General features: G+C 65.2%; 14 protein-coding genes. 6 read left to right on the top strand and 8 right to left on the bottom strand.

Going from position 1 to position 16883, the window contains the following annotated elements; all coding sequences use genetic code 11:
• Positions 1 to 34: 34 nt before the first annotated feature.
• On the bottom strand, positions 35 to 4150 hold the full coding sequence (gene rpoB, locus RSD66_RS06645; RefSeq protein ID WP_024355275.1) for a DNA-directed RNA polymerase subunit beta: 4116 nt from the start codon (positions 4148 to 4150) through the stop codon (positions 35 to 37).
• A gap of 323 nt (positions 4151 to 4473) precedes the next feature.
• Here rpoB and RSD66_RS06640 point away from each other — a divergent pair, with 323 nt between their 5' ends.
• From RSD66_RS06640 to RSD66_RS06630, 3 genes are all read left to right on the top strand, one after another.
• Positions 4474 to 4989: an FKBP-type peptidyl-prolyl cis-trans isomerase gene (locus tag RSD66_RS06640; protein WP_415289408.1), complete on the top strand. Its 516-nt coding sequence runs from the start codon at positions 4474 to 4476 to the stop codon at positions 4987 to 4989.
• A gap of 268 nt (positions 4990 to 5257) precedes the next feature.
• Positions 5258 to 7201 carry a M61 family metallopeptidase gene (locus tag RSD66_RS06635; protein ID WP_415289407.1) on the top strand — a complete coding sequence of 648 codons (1944 nt, stop codon included), beginning with the start codon at positions 5258 to 5260 and terminating at the stop codon, positions 7199 to 7201.
• 211 nt (positions 7202 to 7412) lie between these two features.
• On the top strand, positions 7413 to 9422 hold the full coding sequence (locus RSD66_RS06630) for a M61 family metallopeptidase (protein WP_415289406.1): 2010 nt from the start codon (positions 7413 to 7415) through the stop codon (positions 9420 to 9422).
• A 272-nt stretch (positions 9423 to 9694) separates the two neighbouring features.
• On the opposite strand, the gene rplL is transcribed toward RSD66_RS06630, so the two are convergent.
• The 5 genes from rplL to RSD66_RS06605 form a co-directional block, all read right to left on the bottom strand.
• Positions 9695 to 10075 carry a 50S ribosomal protein L7/L12 gene (gene rplL, locus RSD66_RS06625; protein ID WP_003168523.1) on the bottom strand — a complete coding sequence of 127 codons (381 nt, stop codon included), beginning with the start codon at positions 10073 to 10075 and terminating at the stop codon, positions 9695 to 9697.
• A 55-nt stretch (positions 10076 to 10130) separates the two neighbouring features.
• The gene (rplJ, locus tag RSD66_RS06620; protein WP_024355300.1) at positions 10131 to 10646 is read right to left on the bottom strand and encodes a 50S ribosomal protein L10; all 516 of its coding nucleotides are present in this window, start codon (positions 10644 to 10646) and stop codon (positions 10131 to 10133) included.
• A 341-nt stretch (positions 10647 to 10987) separates the two neighbouring features.
• Positions 10988 to 11437: an NUDIX hydrolase gene (locus RSD66_RS06615; protein WP_119413921.1), complete on the bottom strand. Its 450-nt coding sequence runs from the start codon at positions 11435 to 11437 to the stop codon at positions 10988 to 10990.
• The gene (locus RSD66_RS06610; protein ID WP_415289405.1) at positions 11437 to 12438 is read right to left on the bottom strand and encodes an inorganic phosphate transporter; all 1002 of its coding nucleotides are present in this window, start codon (positions 12436 to 12438) and stop codon (positions 11437 to 11439) included. The genes RSD66_RS06615 and RSD66_RS06610 overlap by 1 nt, the downstream gene beginning before the upstream one ends.
• Before the next feature lie 7 nt (positions 12439 to 12445).
• Positions 12446 to 13102 (bottom strand): DUF47 domain-containing protein, encoded by a 657-nt coding sequence (locus RSD66_RS06605; RefSeq protein ID WP_024355297.1) that lies wholly within the window; start codon positions 13100 to 13102, stop codon positions 12446 to 12448.
• On the opposite strand from RSD66_RS06605, the gene RSD66_RS06600 reads away from it, so the two are divergent.
• Positions 13101 to 14480, top strand: a complete 1380-nt coding sequence (locus RSD66_RS06600) for an aspartyl/asparaginyl beta-hydroxylase domain-containing protein (protein ID WP_415289404.1) — start codon at positions 13101 to 13103, stop codon at positions 14478 to 14480. The genes RSD66_RS06605 and RSD66_RS06600 overlap by 2 nt on opposite strands.
• Here the strand turns inward: RSD66_RS06600 and RSD66_RS06595 are convergent.
• The gene (locus tag RSD66_RS06595) at positions 14453 to 14839 is read right to left on the bottom strand and encodes a helix-turn-helix domain-containing protein (RefSeq protein ID WP_346525527.1); all 387 of its coding nucleotides are present in this window, start codon (positions 14837 to 14839) and stop codon (positions 14453 to 14455) included. The two genes, RSD66_RS06600 and RSD66_RS06595, sit on opposite strands and share 28 nt — an antisense overlap.
• Before the next feature lie 94 nt (positions 14840 to 14933).
• On the opposite strand from RSD66_RS06595, the gene RSD66_RS06590 reads away from it, so the two are divergent.
• Together RSD66_RS06590 and RSD66_RS06585 are read left to right on the top strand one after the other, a co-directional pair.
• Positions 14934 to 15545 carry an NAD(P)-dependent oxidoreductase gene (locus RSD66_RS06590; protein WP_415289403.1) on the top strand — a complete coding sequence of 204 codons (612 nt, stop codon included), beginning with the start codon at positions 14934 to 14936 and terminating at the stop codon, positions 15543 to 15545.
• Between the two features lie 13 nt (positions 15546 to 15558).
• Positions 15559 to 16071, top strand: coding sequence for a nuclear transport factor 2 family protein (locus RSD66_RS06585; protein ID WP_415289402.1), 513 nt, complete (start codon positions 15559 to 15561; stop codon positions 16069 to 16071).
• A 119-nt stretch (positions 16072 to 16190) separates the two neighbouring features.
• Here the strand turns inward: RSD66_RS06585 and rplA are convergent, their stop codons facing one another.
• Positions 16191 to 16880, bottom strand: a complete 690-nt coding sequence (gene rplA, locus RSD66_RS06580) for a 50S ribosomal protein L1 (protein WP_119413915.1) — start codon at positions 16878 to 16880, stop codon at positions 16191 to 16193.
• Between the last annotated feature and the right edge of the window lie 3 nt (positions 16881 to 16883).

Here is a 16883-nt window from a genome sequence, read left to right as displayed (position 1 = left end):
TCCCCGCCGAGGCGAGGAAGGGCGCTTGATCCGATCAGCTGTTTTCCAGCTCCACGTTCAGGCCCAGCGAGCGCATTTCCTTCACGAGCACGTTGAACGACTCGGGGATGCCGGCCTCGAAGCTGTCGTCGCCACGGACGATGGCCTCGTAGACCTTGGTCCGGCCGGCCACGTCGTCCGACTTCACCGTCAGCATTTCCTGCAGGGTGTAGGCGGCGCCGTAGGCTTCCAGAGCCCAGACCTCCATCTCCCCGAAGCGCTGACCGCCGAACTGCGCCTTACCGCCCAGCGGCTGCTGGGTGACGAGCGAGTACGGGCCGATCGAGCGGGCGTGGATCTTGTCGTCGACCAGGTGGTGCAGCTTCAGCATGTAGATGTAGCCGACCGTGACCGGACGCTTGAACTGCTCGCCGGTCTGACCGTCGTACAGGATCGACTGGCCCGAACGGTCCAGGCCCGCCGATTCCAGCAGGTCCTCGATGTCCGAGATGCGCGCACCGTCGAAGACCGGGGTCGCGAAAGGCACGCCCTTGGACAGGTTCTTCGCTAGTTCGATCAGGTCTTCCTCGTCGTCCGGCAGCGGGGTGTCGGCGCCATAAACCTCGGTCAGACGCTCGATCAGAGCCTGCTTCTGACCGCCGTGCTGCCAGGCTTCCAGCAGACCGGAGATCTGCTTGCCCAGACCGGCGGCGGCCCAACCCAGGTGGGTCTCGAAAATCTGACCGATGTTCATGCGCGACGGCACGCCCAGCGGGTTCAGCACCACATCGACGTGGGTGCCGTCTTCCAGGTACGGCATGTCCTCGATCGGCAGGATCTTGGAGATGACGCCCTTGTTCCCGTGACGGCCGGCCATCTTGTCGCCCGGCTGCAGCTTGCGCTTCACGGCCACGAAGACCTTGACCATCTTCATGACGCCAGGCGGCATCTCGTCGCCGCGCTGCAGCTTCTCGACCTTGTCTTCGAAGCGACGGTCGAGGGCCTTACGGGCGTCCTCGAACTGCTTCTTCATGGCTTCCAGCTCGCCCATCGCCTTCTCGTCGTCGAGGGCGACCTGCCACCACAGGCCCTTGGACACTTCGGCCAGCTTCTCTTCGGTGACCTCCCCGCGGCCCATGCCCTTCGGGCCGGACACAGCGGTCTTGCCGAGCAGCAGCGGCTTCACGCGGCCGTAGACGTTGCGCTCAAGGATCTTGAGCTCGTCGTCGCGGTCCTTGCCCAGACGCTCGATCTCGGCGCGCTCGATCGCCATCGCGCGCTCGTCCTTGTCGATGCCGTGGCGGTTGAACACGCGCACGTCGACGATGGTGCCGGCGACGCCGGGCGGCAGACGCAGCGAGGTGTCGCGCACGTCCGAAGCCTTCTCGCCGAAGATGGCGCGCAGCAGCTTCTCTTCCGGAGTCATCGGGCTTTCGCCCTTCGGCGTCACCTTGCCGACCAGGATGTCGCCCGGCTGGACTTCGGCGCCGATGGCCACGATGCCCGCCTCGTCAAGGTTGCGCAGGGCTTCCTCGCCGACGTTCGGGATGTCGCGGGTGATCTCTTCCGGGCCCAGCTTGGTGTCGCGGGCCATGACCTCGAACTCTTCCAGGTGGATCGAGGTGAAGATGTCGTCACGCACGATCCGTTCGGAGATCAGGATCGAGTCTTCGAAGTTGTAGCCGTTCCAGGGCATGAAGGCGACCAGGGCGTTGCGGCCCAGAGCCAGTTCGCCCAGGTCCGTCGACGGGCCGTCGGCGATGACGTCGCCCGCCTTCACCGCATCGCCCACGCGCACGATCGGGCGCTGGTTGATGCAGGTCGACTGGTTCGAACGCTGGAACTTCGACAGCCGATAGATGTCAACGCCCGAGCGGCCGGCTTCCACGTCGCCCGTGGCGCGCACGACGATACGGGTGCCGTCGATCTGCTCGACCACGCCCTCACGACGGGCGACCACGACAGCGCCGGAGTCCACGGCCACCACGGCTTCCATGCCGGTGCCAACCAGCGGCGCGTCCGACTTCACCAGCGGCACAGCCTGACGCTGCATGTTGGCGCCCATCAGCGCGCGGTTGGCGTCGTCGTTTTCCAGGAAGGGGATCAGGGCGGCGGCGACCGAAACGACCTGCTTCGGCGACACGTCCATCATGTCCACGTCGGCCTTGGTCAGCAGCTGGGAGTCGCCGTTGATACGGCCCGGCACCAGCTCCTCGACGATCTCGCCGTCCTTCAGGTCGATGTTGGCCTGGGCGATGACGTGCTTCGCCTCTTCCATGGCCGAGATGTAGACCACCTCGTCCGTCGCCTTGCCTTCGACCACGCGACGGTACGGGCTTTCGATGAAGCCGTACTTGTTCACGCGGGCGTGGGTGGCCAAGGAGTTGATCAGACCGATGTTCGGGCCTTCCGGCGTTTCAATCGGGCAGATGCGGCCATAGTGCGTCGGGTGCACGTCGCGGACTTCAAAGCCCGCGCGCTCGCGCGTCAGACCGCCCGGGCCAAGCGCCGACAGGCGACGCTTGTGGGTGATTTCCGACAGCGGGTTGGTCTGGTCCATGAACTGCGACAGCTGCGACGAACCGAAGAACTCGCGAACCGCAGCGGCGGCCGGCTTGGCGTTGATCAGGTCGTGCGGCATGACCGTGTCGATATCGACAGAGGACATGCGCTCCTTGATGGCGCGCTCCATGCGCAGCAGGCCGACGCGGTACTGGTTTTCCAGCAGCTCGCCCACCGAACGGACCCGGCGGTTGCCCAGGTTGTCGATGTCGTCGATCTCGCCGCGGCCGTCCTTCAGACCGACCAGGATCTGCAGCACCTTCAGCACATCGTCCTTCTGCAGGACGCGGATTTCGTCCGAAACCTCGGGGGTTTCCAGACGCATGTTCATCTTCACGCGGCCCACGGCCGACAGGTCGTAGCGCTCGGCGTCGAAGAACAGGGAGTTGAACATGGCCTCGGCCGCTTCCGGCGTCGGCGGCTCGCCCGGGCGCATGACGCGATAGACGTCGAACAGGGCGTCCTCGCGGCCCGTGTTCTTGTCCACGCGCAGGGTGTTGCGCATGTAGGCGCCGACCGTGACGTGGTCGATGTCCAGCACGTCGATGGTGGTGAAGCCGTTGGCTTCCAGCAGCTCGATCGCCGCGGCGTCCAGCTCGTCGCCCGCCTCGGCGTAGATTTCGCCGGTCTCGAAGTTGACGGCGTCGGAGGCCAGATACTTGGTCAGCAGGGCGTCAGCCGCCAGCGACAGCGACTTCAGGCCGCCGTCAGCCAGCTTCTTGGCGGCGCGGGCGCTGATCTTCTGACCGGCCGGAGCGACCACTTCGCCGGTGTCGGCGTCGACCAGATCGAACTCCGGCTTCACGCCGCGCCAGCGTTCCGGCTTGTAGGGCGTGACCCAGCCTTCGCCGCGCTTCTCGTACGGAACCGTCTCGTAGAAGGTCTTGAGAATCTCTTCCCCGTCCATGCCCAGGGCATAGAGGAAGGTCGAGGCCGGCAGCTTACGGCGACGGTCGATGCGGACGTAGACGATGTCCTTGGCGTCGAACTCGAAGTCCAGCCACGAGCCGCGATAGGGGATCACGCGGGCGGCGAACAGCAGCTTGCCCGACGAGTGGGTCTTGCCCTTGTCGTGGTCGAAGAAGACGCCCGGCGAGCGGTGCATCTGCGAGACGATCACGCGCTCGGTGCCGTTGACGATGAAGGTGCCCTTGTCCGTCATGAGCGGGATGTCGCCCATGTAGACGTCCTGCTCCTTGATGTCCTTGACCGAACGGGCGCCCGTTTCTTCCTCGGTCTCGAACACGATCAGGCGCAGCTTGACCTTCAGCGGCGCGGCATAGGTCATGTCGCGCTGGATGCACTCCTCAACGTCGTACTTCGGGTCCTCGAACTCGTAGGAGACGTATTCCAGGACGGCGCGCTCGTTGAAATCCTTGATCGGGAACACCGACTTGAAGACCGCCTCGATGCCCTCGTCGTTGCGCAGACCCGGACGCGACTCGCGCTGCAGGAACTGCTCATAGGAAGCGCGCTGAACCTCGATCAGGTTCGGCATCTGCACGGCTTCGGGGATGCGCCCGAAGCTGTAGCGAATGCGCTTCTTGCCGGTAAACGACGTGGCGGCAGCGATCTTACCCAAGGCGAGACCGTCGGTGGACTTGGCCATTCTGTTTTCCCAATCGCGGCCCCTTGCGAGGCCCGCTCTCAATGCAGCAGCCACGGCGCGCCGACCGGCGATCCGTGACCGTTAAATGTCTCTCGACGTCCACCCTCGATCCGCACGCAGATCAGGACGCCTGGATGTATCCGCCCCCTTGGGGAGGGGCGACGCCTTCGCACCGGTCGGAGGGCGACAAACCGGGCCTCGGCGCTTTCGCGCGGGATTCATGGAATCTGCGGGACGCGCATATATACGCCCTTCTTCGGCGAAATAAAGGCCCCCACACGCGAGCAGGTGACAGTTTCGATCAGCGTGATAAGCCTTGCGTTATGAAGCACATCGCCCTACCCCTCCTCGCCGCCCTGTCGTTGGCGGCCTGCGCCTCGACGTCGGATGTCGGCTATCCCGGCCTGCGAGAGGCGGTCGGCCCCGCGACCCAGGAGAATTGGGAGGTCGGCCAGGCCGCCTATCTGATGTGGAACAGCCAGCGTCGCGGCTGGACCTCGACCCCGTCGGGCCTGCAATATCGCCTTGTCAGCAAGGCCAATCCGAACGGCGCCCAGCCGTCCGCGACCGACACGGTCAAGGTCCATTATCGCGGCACCTTCATCGACGGGCGCGAGTTCGACAGCTCCTATTCGCGCAACGAGCCCGCGACCTTCCCCCTGAACCGGGTCATCAAGGGCTGGACCGAGGGCGTCGCCCTGATGCGCGAGGGCGAGACTTATGAGTTCGTCATCCCCGCCGACCTGGCCTACGGCTCGCGCTGGATGGGGACAGAAATCCCCGCCAACTCGGCGCTGCGCTTCACGGTCGAACTGCTCGAAGTGAATCCGCAGGGCTGACGCGCCGCTCGGCATAGAATTTGGGAGCTAACTCTAATCCCCGCTCATCCCGGCGGACGCCGGGACCCAGTACTTTGGCTTCCGGCGCCTCGCCGAGGGGATAAGTCCCAGTGTGGCGCTCTCACTGGGTCCCGGCGTCCGCCGGGATGAGCGGGATGGAAAGCATCGACACGGAATCGTCATCCGTCTTGACGACGCCTGCGACACATTGTCGTCTGCGCCTCCTTGTTGAGGCCGCGTTGGGGGCGGCCGTCCTGAGATAGCCGTCATGAAACCTTTCCTCCTGGCCACCAGCGCCTCGGTCCTCCTGTTGGCTACGGGCGCGCCCGTTCTGGCCCAGGTCGGGACGCCCGCCCTGCCCGTGGCCCTGGCGCCGATCCCGGCGGCCAGGGACGAAGCCTATCCCGGCGTCATCAAGCTGGATGTCGACGCCACCGACATCGACCGCCGCCTGATCCAGGTGCGTCAGACTATCCCCGTCAGCGGCCCCGGCCCTCTGATCCTCTTCTATCCCCAGTGGATTCCCGGCCATCACGGTCCGGTCGGCCCAGTCGCCAACGTCGGCGGCCTGACCTTCACCGCCAACGGCCGGCGACTGGAATGGGTGCGCAACACCGTCCAGCCCTGGGCCTATCAGATCGAAGTTCCCGCCGGTGTGACCGAGGTCGAGGCCGCCTTCCAATGGCTGACGCCGATCGAGGGCGGCCAGGGCCGCGTCACCGTCACCCCCGAAATGGCCAACGTCCAGTGGGACAAGACCCTGCTCTATCCAGCGGGCTATTATTCGCGCCAGATCACCTTCCAGCCGACGCTGAAACTACCGCAGGGCTGGAACTACGGCACGGGGCTGGACACCGTCAGTTTTGAGAACGGCGTCGCGACCTTCGCCCCCATCACGCTGGAGCATCTGGCCGACAGCCCGGTCTTCGCGGGCGCCCATTATCGCCAGTTCGACCTTGATCCAGGCGGCCGCTCGCCGGTGCGGCTGAACGTCATCGCTGACACCGCCAAGATGCTGGAAGCCTCGGACGAGCATATCCAGCTGCACCGCAATCTGGTCCGCCAGGCCGACCGCCTGTTCGGCGCGCGCCACTATGACCACTACGACTTCCTGCTGGCCGTGACCGACAAGCTGGGGGGCATAGGGCTGGAGCATCACCGCTCGTCCGAGAACAGCGCCGATGTGAAGTATTTCACCGACCGCGAAGCGACCCTGGCCGACCGCGACCTGCTGGGCCACGAATACACCCACAGCTGGAACGGCAAATGGCGCCGCCCGGCGGATCAACTGACGCCCAATCTGAACGAGCCGCTGCAGAACTCCCTGATGTGGGTCTATGAGGGCCAGACGCAGTACTGGGGCTTAGTCCTGACCGCCCGCGCGGGGCTGATGAGCAAGCAGCAGGCGCTGGACGTGCTGGCTATGACCGCCGCCAGCTTCCAGAACATCCCCGGCCGCCAGTGGCGCGCCATGCAGGACACCACCAACGACCCCATCATCAGCCAGCGCCGCCCACAGCCGTGGAGCAGCTATCAGCGCAGCGAGGACTATTACCGCGAGGGCTCGCTGATCTGGCTGGACGCCGACACCCTGATCCGCGAGCGGACCGGCGGCAAGAAGTCGCTGGACGACTTCGCCAAGGCCTTCTTCGGCGTCGAGGACGGGAACTGGGATCCGGCCCCCTACACCTTCGCTGACGTGACCTCGGCCCTGAACGGAGTGCAGGCCAACGACTGGGCCGCCTTCCTGCGCGAACGGCTGGACGCGGTCGGCCCCGGCTCGCGCGGCCCGCTCGACGGCATCGAACGCGGCGGCTACCGCCTGGTCTTCAAGGAAGAGCCGTCCGGCTACATGGGCGCCCTGTATAAAGAGCTGGGCCGCAACGACTTCACCTATTCGCTCGGCTTCATGATGAACGGGTCGAACAAGATCACCTCCGTCCTGTGGGGCGGCCCCGCGTTCGAGCAAGGTCTGACCTCGGGCTGGGAAGTCGTCGCCGTCGGCGGCCGCGCGGCCTCGGCCGACGTGCTGAAGGAGGCCGTCACCGCCGCCAAGGGATCGGCCGAGCCGATCGAACTGATCCTCAAGAACGGCGACGTCTTCAAGACGGTGCGCTTCGACTACCATGACGGCCTGCGCTACCCGCACCTGGAGCGGATCGAGGGCACGCCCGACCGATTGGGCGACATCCTGTCGCCGAAGCGGCGGTAACGGCCAAGCGCCGCGCCTCTCCCTCCCCTTCATGGGGAGGGTGGTCGGAGCGAAGCGAAGACCGGGTGGGGGCGGCAAGGCTGATCAAGCACCGGCGTCCTGCATCGCCAAGCCCTCCCCACCCGGCCTCGGCCTGACGGCCTCAGCCACCCTCCCCATGAAGGGGAGGGAGAAGGTCGCGCTGCGGCGGAAACGCCGCTACAGCTTCAACATGACCCTGACACACCGCCTGCCCGCCGCCGCCCTCGCCCTGCTGCTGTCCTCCGCTGCGCCCGCCGCCCTCGCCCAGGACTGGACCGGCCCGCAGGCGCCGACCGCGCCGACGCCCCAGAACACGCCGCTGGCCCTGCCCCGCGCCCTGCCGCCGATCCCGGCGCCGACGGCCGAGGCCTATCCCGGCGTCATCCGCTATGAGGTCGACGCCACCGACGTCGAGAAGAAGATCGTCCGCGTGCGCCAGACCATTCCGGTCACGCCCGGTCCTCTGATCCTGCTTTATCCGAAATTCCTGCCGGGCAACCACGCTCCGACCGGCCCGATCCAGCTGGTGTCGGGCGTGAAGGTCCAGGGCGGCGGCTCAGATGGCTCTGGGCGCATCGACTGGCTGCGCGACACCATCGACCCCTACGCCTTCCACATCGAGGTGCCTCAGGGCGTCAGCGAGATCACCGTCGACTTCCAGTGGCTGACCCAGCCCGACAACTCGACCTGGCGCGTGGTCATGACCCCCGAGATGGTCAACCTGCAGTGGGAAAAGGCCCTGCTCTATCCGGCGGGCTATCGCTCGACGGGCATCACCTTCGCCCCGTCGATCCGCCTGCCGCAGGGCTGGAAATACGGCGTCGCCCTCGACACCGAGAGCTTCGTCGACGGTCTGGCGACCTTTGCGCCGACCGACCTCTACACCCTGATCGACAGCCCCCTGTTCGGCGGCGCCCACTTCCAGCGCATCGCCATCGACCCGCGCCGGGGGAACGGCGAAGGCGCCGTCCACCTGAACATCATGGCCGATACGGCCAAGGATCTCGCCCCCACGGCCGAGCAACTGAGCTGGTTCGAAAATCTGGTCGCCCAGACCGACCGTCTGTTCGGCGCCCGTCCCTATGACCGGTACGACTTCCTGCTGGCGGCGACGTCAAAGCTGGGCGGCATCGGCCTGGAGCATCACCGCTCGTCCGAGAATTCGGTCCCGGCCGACTTCTTCACCAACTGGGGCAAGAGTATGGGCGCTGTCGGCCTGCTGCCGCACGAGTTCACTCACGCCTGGAACGGCAAGCGCCAGCGCCCGGCTGACGAACTGACCGCCAACCACAACATTCCGACGCAGAACACCCTGCTGTGGGTCTATGAGGGGCAGACGGAATATTGGGGCGACGTGCTGACGGCGCGCTCAGGCCTGGCCTCCAAGGCCGACATCCTGACCAGCTTTGCCGAGGTCGCCGCCTTCTACGACAACCAGCCGGGCCGCGAATGGCGCCCGCTGCAGGACGTCAACAACCACAACCTGCTCGGCTACCGCACCGGCAATCCCTATTCCTCGTGGATGCGCGGCACCGGCGACTACTACCGCGAGGCCCTGCTGATCTGGCTGGACGCCGACACCCTGATCCGCGAGGCGACCGGCGGGAAGACATCGCTGGACGACTTCGCCAAGGGCTTCTTCGGCGGCGACGACGGCTCATGGGCGCCGCGCGGCTATACGTTCGACGATGTTGTGACGGCGCTGAACGCGGTCCACCCTCACGATTGGGCGACATTCCTGCGCACCCGTCTGGACGCCAGCGGGCCGGACGCCAAGGCGCCGCTCGACGGTCTGACGCGCGGCGGCTACCGCCTGACCTACACCGACAGCCTGACCGCCGACGAAAAGCGCGTCCAATCGGGCTGGGCCAACGACTTCCAGTATTCCCTGGGCTTCACCCTGTCGTCCTCGAATAAGCTGACTGGAATCCGCTGGGGCGGCCGAGCCTTCGAGGCCGACATCGGGCCGGGCTGGGAACTGGTCGCCGTCAACGACGTGGCCGCCTCGGCCGAGAAGCTGCGCGACGCCGTCACCGCCGCCAAGGGAACCGACGCCCCGATCCGTCTGCTGCTTAAGAACGGCGACCGCTACCGCACGGTCGACTTCGACTACCACGACGGCCTGCGCTACCCGCGCCTGGAGCGCATTCCCGGCACGCCGGATCGGCTGGGCGACATCCTCAGCCCGCGCCGGCGGTAGAAACCAAGGCGCGGCGCGCCTCTCCCTCCCCTTCATGGGGAGGGTGGTCGACGCGAAGCGGAGACCGGGTGGGGAGGACTTGGCGACCCTGATCTCAGCGTTTGATTTGCCTCGCCGCCCCCACCCGGCTTCGGCCTGACGGCCTCAGCCACCCTCCCCATGAAGGGGAGGGAGAAGATCGCGCTTCAAAAAGAAAACGGGCCGGAGGTTTCCCTCCGGCCCGCTTCGCTTTGAAAGCTGTCTCTGGCGAACCAGAGGCCAGATCCGAAATCTTACTTGATTTCGACCTTGGCGCCGGCTTCTTCCAGCTTCTTCTTCAGCTCTTCAGCGGCTTGCTTCGAGACGTTCTCGACGACCGGCTGCGGAGCGCCTTCAACCAGATCCTTGGCTTCCTTCAGACCCAGGTCGGTGCGGACGCCGCGGACTTCCTTGATGACGTTGATCTTCTTGTCGCCGCCGTCAACCAGGACAACGGTGAACTCGGTTTGCTCTTCAGCGGCTTCAGCCGGAGCAGCGCCACCGGCGACAGCAGCGACGGCGACCGGAGCAGCAGCCGAGACGCCCCACTTGTCTTCCAGCAGCTTCGACAGTTCAGCGGCTTCCAGGACGGTCAGAGCCGACAGTTCTTCAACGATTTTGGCGAGATCAGCCATGTTAGTCTTCCTTCGGTAGGATGAGGTTCAGAGAGATATGCAGAGATGACGGGGCTTAGGCGGCGTCTTTGGTCGCGTACGCGTTGAAGACGCGGGCCAGTTGGCCGGCAGGCGCCTGCAGGACGCCAGCAACCTTGGTCGCCGGGGCTTGCAGCAGGCCGATGAGCTTGCCGCGCAGTTGATCCAGCGACGGCAGCTTGGACAGAGCCTCGACGCCCTTGGCGTCCAGAACCTTGTCGCCCATGAAACCACCAAGGATGTTGAACTTGTCGTTCCCCTTGGCGAATTCGGCCGTGACCTTGGCGGCGGTGACCGGGTCGGCTGCATAAGCGATGCCCACGGGACCCTTGAACAGGTCGTGGTACTCGCTGCCTTCCTCGACGCCCAGCGCCTTGAGCGCCAGACGGTTCTTCACCACCTTGAACGCGCCGCCTTCCTTACGAAGGCGACGGCGCAGGTCTTCCATCTCCACAACGGTCAGACCCAGGTTGTGGGTCACGACCACGGCGCCCGCGTCGGCGAACACGCTCTTCAGCTGTTCGATCGACTCGGCTTTTTGTGCGCGGTCCATTGTGGTCTCCAGTTTTGGCATTCGCCGCCGGGCTTATTCCCGACGACGGATTTGGTTTAAGCGCCATGCATCGCTGCACAGCGTTCAGGCCGGTCGTATTGTCCGAAGGAAGCGCGGCCCGCCCGCCGGATACCGGCAGGACGAAAGCTCTTTGCATCCCCATCTCCCCACGGTGCCAGAGGGCTCTCTGGACGATTATGACGCGGGCGACCCCCGCATCCCGAAGTTCTCGGACAGGCATCGTCAGAACCGAGGCCCTGACGAGATGTGGGCTCTATACACGGCCCGGCGGGAAAATCAACGGCTGGGCGGCGCCTTCCAGCGCCCGACACGAAAGCGGCCTATTCGGCCACGCCGCCGCCTGGCTGGAAGTGAAGGATCAGCTCCGACAGTTCCGCCTCGTCCACCGCCGCGGCGGCGTCTTCAGCCGACATCCAGCGGCGTTCGCGCTGGGCGTCCTCGGGCCAGGCGCCCAGCTGGATGAAGACCTCCAGCGGATAGACGCTGGCGATGGTGGCCTGAACCCGCCCCGACTTCAGCCGCTTGCCATAGCGGAACCAGCCGATGGGCGCGCCCATGACGTCGCCCTGAACGCCCGCCTCCTCATAAGCCTCGATCACGGCCGCTTCGGCGTCGGTCTTGCCGGCCATGCGGTTGCCCTTGGGGATGACCCAGCGCCGCGTCTCGCGCGAGGTGATCATCATGATCTCGACGCCGTCCGCGCCGTGCCGCCAGGGCAAGGCCGCGACCTGACGCGTTTCCGATGACAGGGTGCGGGGCTTGCTCGACATCAGGTCAGGAACAGGCCGCCCACGGCGTAGAACAGGGCGCCGATGGCGGCGGCGGCGGGCATGGTGATGAACCAGGCGGTGACGATGCTGCGCGCCACGCTCCAGCGCACGGCCGAGACACGCTTGGCCGCGCCCACGCCGACGATGGCGCCGGTGATGGTGTGGGTGGTCGACACCGGAATGCCCATGCTGGTCGCCGCGAACAGGGTGATCGCCCCGCCCGTCTCAGCACAGAACCCCTGCTGGGGGCTGAGCCGCGTGATCCGCGACCCCATGGTGTGAACGATCTTCCACCCGCCGAACAGGGTGCCCAGGGCGATGGCCGCCTGACAGGTGATGACCACCCAGAAGGGCACATGGAACTCGCCGCCCAGCATGCCGCGCGAATAGAGCAGGATGGCGATGATCCCCATCGTCTTCTGGGCGTCGTTGCCCCCGTGCCCCAGGGAATAGGCCGAGGCGGAGACGAACTGCAAACCACGGAAGACTCGGTCGGCGAAGTTCGGATTGGCCTTGGCGAACAGCCAGGACACGATCAGCACCAGCAGCAGCGCCAGCATGAAGCCGATCGCCGGAGACATGAAGATGGCCCCGACCGTCTTCAGCACGCCGCTGATGACCACGGCCCCGCCGCCCGCCTTGGCCACCCCGGCCCCCAGTAGGCCGCCGATCAGGGCGTGTGAACTGGACGACGGAATTCCGAACAACCAGGTGATGATGTTCCAGCTGATGGCCCCCATCAGGGCGCCGAAGATCACCTGATCCGAAATGATGTCCGGCGAAATGATGCCTCGACCGATCGTATCCGCAACGTGCAGCCCGAAGAACAGAAAGGCGATGAAGTTGAAGAAGGCCGCCCACCCCACCGCATAGATCGGCGGCAGGACGCGCGTGGCGACGATGGTGGCGATGGAATTGGCCGCATCGTGCAGGCCGTTCAGAAAGTCGAACAGCAGGGCGACGCCGATCAGGAAGATCAGGATCAGGAGGGCGTGGTCCATGATGGTCCTACAGGTGCTCGACCAGGACGCCGTTGATGCGGTTGGCCACATCCTCGAACCGGTCGATCACCTTCTCCAGGTGATCCAGCAGTTGGCTGCCGATGATGAAGCCCAGAGTGTTGCCGCCCGTGCCGTCATGGCGGTGCGCCTCATACAGCGCCTTCATTCCGGCGTCGTACAGATCGTCGCTGCGCGCCTCCAGATCGGTGATGCGCTCGGTCAGGACCACCAGACGTTCGTGGTTCTTGCGCATGGCCGGCAGCAGGGTGAAGGCTTCCTGCGTCAGAGCCGCGCACTGCACGGCGATGTCGGCCAGTTCCTGCATCTTGGGCGAGAAGGCGCGCATCTCGTACAGCGTGACCACCTTGGCCGCCTTCTGCATCTGGTCGATGGTGTCGTCCAGCGAGTTGGTCAGGCCCCGGATGTCGGCGCGGTCGAACGGGGTGATGAAGCTGCGGCGCACGGCGAACAGAACCTCGCGCGCGACCTCGTCGGCTTCCTCTTCATGAGCGACCACCTTGGCGCACCATTCGCCGGTCTCCGGCCCGCCGTCCATCATCTTGCGCAGCGCGCCCGCGCCGTGAACCAGGCTCAGAGCATGGGCGTCGAAAAGCCGAAAGAAGTTGTCTTCCTTAGGCAGCAGCGCCTGAAACCAGTTGAGCATGATCATCTCCCGCAAAGCCGCCTCCTGCGTGTGGAGGATCAAGCCGGGCTCCAACTCCCGGCTTACAGCCGCTTCGTCAAGTCATCCGTATGCGGATTTCAGGTTTTCTTCCCCGACTATTGACGCCCCCCATGTGGCGCCTCATGAGAAAAAGTGTCATTTATGTGGTCAAATAACGGCCAAAATCGCCATGCCCTACCCTGCAGCGCAAGAACGTCTACTGGTCGCCGCCGGCCAGGCCCTGGCTCGTCGCGACCCCCGCTCCGCACTGGAATTGCTTGATCAGGCCGATCAATTCGGCCCGACGCACAATGCGACTCTGAATCGCGCCGTCGCCCTGCGTCTGCTGGGCGACTATCATGGTTCGTTGCGCGTACTAGATGACGCGCTGGAGATGCGCCCCTACGACTTCATGGCCCTGTTGGCGAAAGGGGCCATGCTGGAGAAGATCAACCAGCCCAAGGCGGCGATCGAGATCTATCGCAATGCCCTGAAGATCGCCCCCCCGCGCGATTCCTGCCCGCCTGGCGTCATCGCCCAAATGGATTACGCTGACCGCCTGGTCGAACAACACGCCAGAAATCTGGCCGATTTCATGAAGGACCGCGTGGCGTCCCTAAAGCCCGAACTCAGTGACGCCAACCGTGAGCGTTTCGATGAAGGGCTCGAAATTTATGCCGGATTGAAGCAGCCGCCCCGACATCAGCCGCTGCTGCTCAACTATCCACGCCTGCCCATCATTCCCTTCTATGATCGTTCGCTGTTTCCCTGGTTGTCGACGCTGGAAGAGGCGACGCCTGTGATTCAGGCCGAGTTGACCGCCCTGCTTGAAACCGACTTTGACGCCTTCTCCCCCTACATCGCCTATCCGAAGGGAGCGCCGGTGAACCAATGGGGAGAGTTGAATCATTCGCGCAAATGGACCTCCCTCTTCCTGTGGAAGGACGGACGACGCCAGGACGACATCTGCGCCCGCGCGCCTGCAACAGCCGCCCTTCTGGAAAGCCTGCCCATGGCGGACCAGGAGGATTTCGCCCCTACGGCTGTATTCTCCGCCCTACAGCCCAGGACGCACATTCCACCGCACACGGGCTCGTCCAATGTGCGCCTGCTGACCCACCTGCCCCTGATCCTGCCGGGCCCGGCGCGCTTTCGCGTAGGCAATACAGTTCGCGAATGGGAGATGGGCACGGCATGGGTGTTCGACGACACCATCGAGCACGAAGCCTGGAATGACGCCGAATCCATGCGGGTCATCCTGATCTTTGACGTCTGGAACCCCTACCTCGACGAGGGCGAAAAGCGCCTGATCACCGAGATGATGAAGGCGCAGCGGGACTATATGTCAGATCAGGCTTCGCCCCGCCCCTTGTCATAGGCTGACCGAGCGGCCGCCACTTGGTCCATTCGCGTCTCGGCCCAATCGATCATCGGGCGCAGAGACTGCACGAGTTCCCGCCCCAGAGGCGTGATGGCGTAGGTGACCGAGACAGGCACGCTGGCCTCCACCGTGCGGGTGACAAGGCCGTCGCGCTCAATCTGACGCAGGGTCTGGCTGAGCATCTTCTGGGACACGCCTTCTATCCGGCGCTTCAGCGCGTTGAAGCGCATCGGGCCGTCATCCAGCGTCGTCAGCAACAGAACTGTCCATTTATCCGCGATCCGATCCAGCAGCAGGCGGGTCGGACAGTCGACGGCATAGACGTCGCCGCGACCATCCTCGCGCGCGTCGGTCACCGCCGGGGAACCTGGTGAGGAAAAAGTGCCTTCTTGCATGGTCGCTTCCCCTATCACACCTGGTACCCATTGGTAACTTAAAGAGAGCAAGCCGATGAAAGTGACTGTTCTGGGGGCCAGCGGCCGCGCCGGTTCGGAGATCGTCAAGGAACTGGCCCGACGTGGACATGCCGTGACCGCCGTCGCCCGACGGCCTGAACGCATTCCCGAGGCGGCTGGCGTCACCGCCGCCGCAGGAGACGTCAACCAGCCAGAGACCCTCGTCCCTGCCCTGAGCGGCGCCGACGCCGTCGTTAGCGCCATCATGTTCGTCGACAGCGATCCGCAGCGCCTGATCAAGGCGGTCAAGGACGCGGGCGTCCCGCGTTATCTAGTCGTAGGCGGCGCAGGCAGTCTGGAAGTCGCCTCCGGACAGGCCCTGATCAACACGCCCGGCTTTCCAGACGCCTACAGGGCCGAGGCCGAGGCGGGCGGGCGCTTCCTCGAAACCCTGCGCGCCGAACCGGAACTGAACTGGACCTTCCTGTCGCCGTCGGCCCTGTTTGACGGGTCAGAGCGCACCGGGATCTTCCGACTGGGCGACAACACCCTGCTGACGGACGATCAGGGCGACAGCCGCATTTCCTTCCCCGACTACGCCATCGCCATGGTCGATGAGATCGAGACGCCCCGTTACCCCCGCGCCCGCTTCACCGTCGGCTACTGAGAAGGGCGCACAGATGAAATCGTTCGCGCTGGCCGTACTGGCCGCCCTCACCTTCAACGCCGCAGCCGCTCCGGCCAGCGCCGGTGAGGCGCCCTCTGCTTCGGCACAGACGTCCGCCGCGCGCACCCCGACTGAAGCCGAAAACGCCCGGATCGTCGTCGCCTTCTATGATCTGGCCTTCAACCAGCATCGCCCGACCGAGGCGGCGCGGCTCTACATCGGCGACCGTTACATCCAGCACAATCCCCTCGTGCCTAACGGCGCCGAGCCATTCTACGCCTACTTTGAAGGCTTCTTCCGCGACAACCCGCAATCGCGCGCCACCATCCACCGCGTGATCGCAGACGGCGATCTGGTCGCCCTGCATGTCCATTCGCAAGAGACGCCCGACGATCCCGGTCGCGCAATCGTCGACATCTTCCGCGTCGAGAACGGCAAGATCGTTGAGCATTTCGACGTCATACAGGCCGTCCCCGCCACAACCGCCAACGGCAACACCATGTTCAGCGGCGACAAGGCCGACTGACCGAGCCAGCGAATACACGCCTTAAGCAGCGCGAGGCGCCGCAGGCGTAATCAACAAAGAAAACGGCCCCGGAAGATCGCTCTTCCGGGGCCGTCGTCATTCTTAGCCGTGAAGCCGGATCAGGCGCCCAGCGAAGCCGGGTCGACCTTGAAGCCGGGCCCCATCGTCGAGGACAGGGCGATGCGCTTCACATAGGTGCCCTTGGCGCCCGACGGCTTGGCGCGGACGAGGGCGTCCACGATGGCCTTGACGTTGGCTTCCAGGGCGTCCTGGGTGAAGGAGGCCTTGCCGATGCCGGCGTGGACGATGCCCGCCTTTTCGACGCGGAACTCGACGGCGCCACCCTTGGCGTCCTTGACGGCCTGAGCGACGTTCGGGGTCACGGTGCCGACCTTCGGGTTCGGCATCAGGCCGCGCGGGCCCAGCACCTTACCCAGACGACCGACCAGGGCCATCATGTCCGGCGACGCGATCACGCGGTCGAACTCCATGAAGCCGCCGGCGATCTTCTCGTACAGGTCTTCGGCGCCGACGTGCTCGGCGCCGGCCGCCTTGGCTTCATCAGCCTTGGCGTCCTTGGCGAAGACGGCGACGCGGACGTCACGGCCGGTGCCCGAGGGCAGGTTCACCACGCCGCGGACCTGTTGGTCGGCGTGACGCGGGTCGACGCCCAGGTTGACCGAGATTTCGATCGACTCGTCGAACTTGGCCTTGGCGTTGTCTTTCACCAGCTTGATGGCGTCCGAGAAGACCAGCAGGTCTTCGGTGACGCCCGTACGGGCCTTATGGGCTTTAGTCAGCTTAGCCATGTC

It is taken from the genome of Brevundimonas sp. S1H14, assembly GCF_047716865.1.
In the GTDB taxonomy this organism is placed as follows: Bacteria; Pseudomonadota; Alphaproteobacteria; order Caulobacterales; family Caulobacteraceae; genus Brevundimonas; species Brevundimonas naejangsanensis.
This window is presented reverse-complemented; position numbering and strand designations above follow the sequence as displayed.

What these genes read in the sequence shown, in the direction of transcription:
- RSD66_RS06600 (WP_415289404.1), top strand. Translation starts at nt 13,101, where the DNA reads ATGATCATCTCCCGCAAAGCCGCCTCCTGCGTGTGGAGGATCAAGCCG.
- RSD66_RS06605 (WP_024355297.1), bottom strand. Translation starts at nt 13,102, where the DNA reads ATGCTCAACTGGTTTCAGGCGCTGCTGCCTAAGGAAGACAACTTCTTT.
- rpoB (WP_024355275.1), bottom strand. Translation starts at nt 4,150, where the DNA reads ATGGCCAAGTCCACCGACGGTCTCGCCTTGGGTAAGATCGCTGCCGCC.
- rplL (WP_003168523.1), bottom strand. Translation starts at nt 10,075, where the DNA reads ATGGCTGATCTCGCCAAAATCGTTGAAGAACTGTCGGCTCTGACCGTC.
- RSD66_RS06640 (WP_415289408.1), top strand. Translation starts at nt 4,474, where the DNA reads ATGAAGCACATCGCCCTACCCCTCCTCGCCGCCCTGTCGTTGGCGGCC.
- RSD66_RS06615 (WP_119413921.1), bottom strand. Translation starts at nt 11,437, where the DNA reads ATGTCGAGCAAGCCCCGCACCCTGTCATCGGAAACGCGTCAGGTCGCG.
- RSD66_RS06635 (WP_415289407.1), top strand. Translation starts at nt 5,258, where the DNA reads ATGAAACCTTTCCTCCTGGCCACCAGCGCCTCGGTCCTCCTGTTGGCT.
- RSD66_RS06585 (WP_415289402.1), top strand. Translation starts at nt 15,559, where the DNA reads ATGAAATCGTTCGCGCTGGCCGTACTGGCCGCCCTCACCTTCAACGCC.
- RSD66_RS06610 (WP_415289405.1), bottom strand. Translation starts at nt 12,438, where the DNA reads ATGGACCACGCCCTCCTGATCCTGATCTTCCTGATCGGCGTCGCCCTG.
- rplA (WP_119413915.1), bottom strand. Translation starts at nt 16,880, where the DNA reads ATGGCTAAGCTGACTAAAGCCCATAAGGCCCGTACGGGCGTCACCGAA.
- rplJ (WP_024355300.1), bottom strand. Translation starts at nt 10,646, where the DNA reads ATGGACCGCGCACAAAAAGCCGAGTCGATCGAACAGCTGAAGAGCGTG.
- RSD66_RS06630 (WP_415289406.1), top strand. Translation starts at nt 7,413, where the DNA reads ATGACCCTGACACACCGCCTGCCCGCCGCCGCCCTCGCCCTGCTGCTG.
- RSD66_RS06590 (WP_415289403.1), top strand. Translation starts at nt 14,934, where the DNA reads ATGAAAGTGACTGTTCTGGGGGCCAGCGGCCGCGCCGGTTCGGAGATC.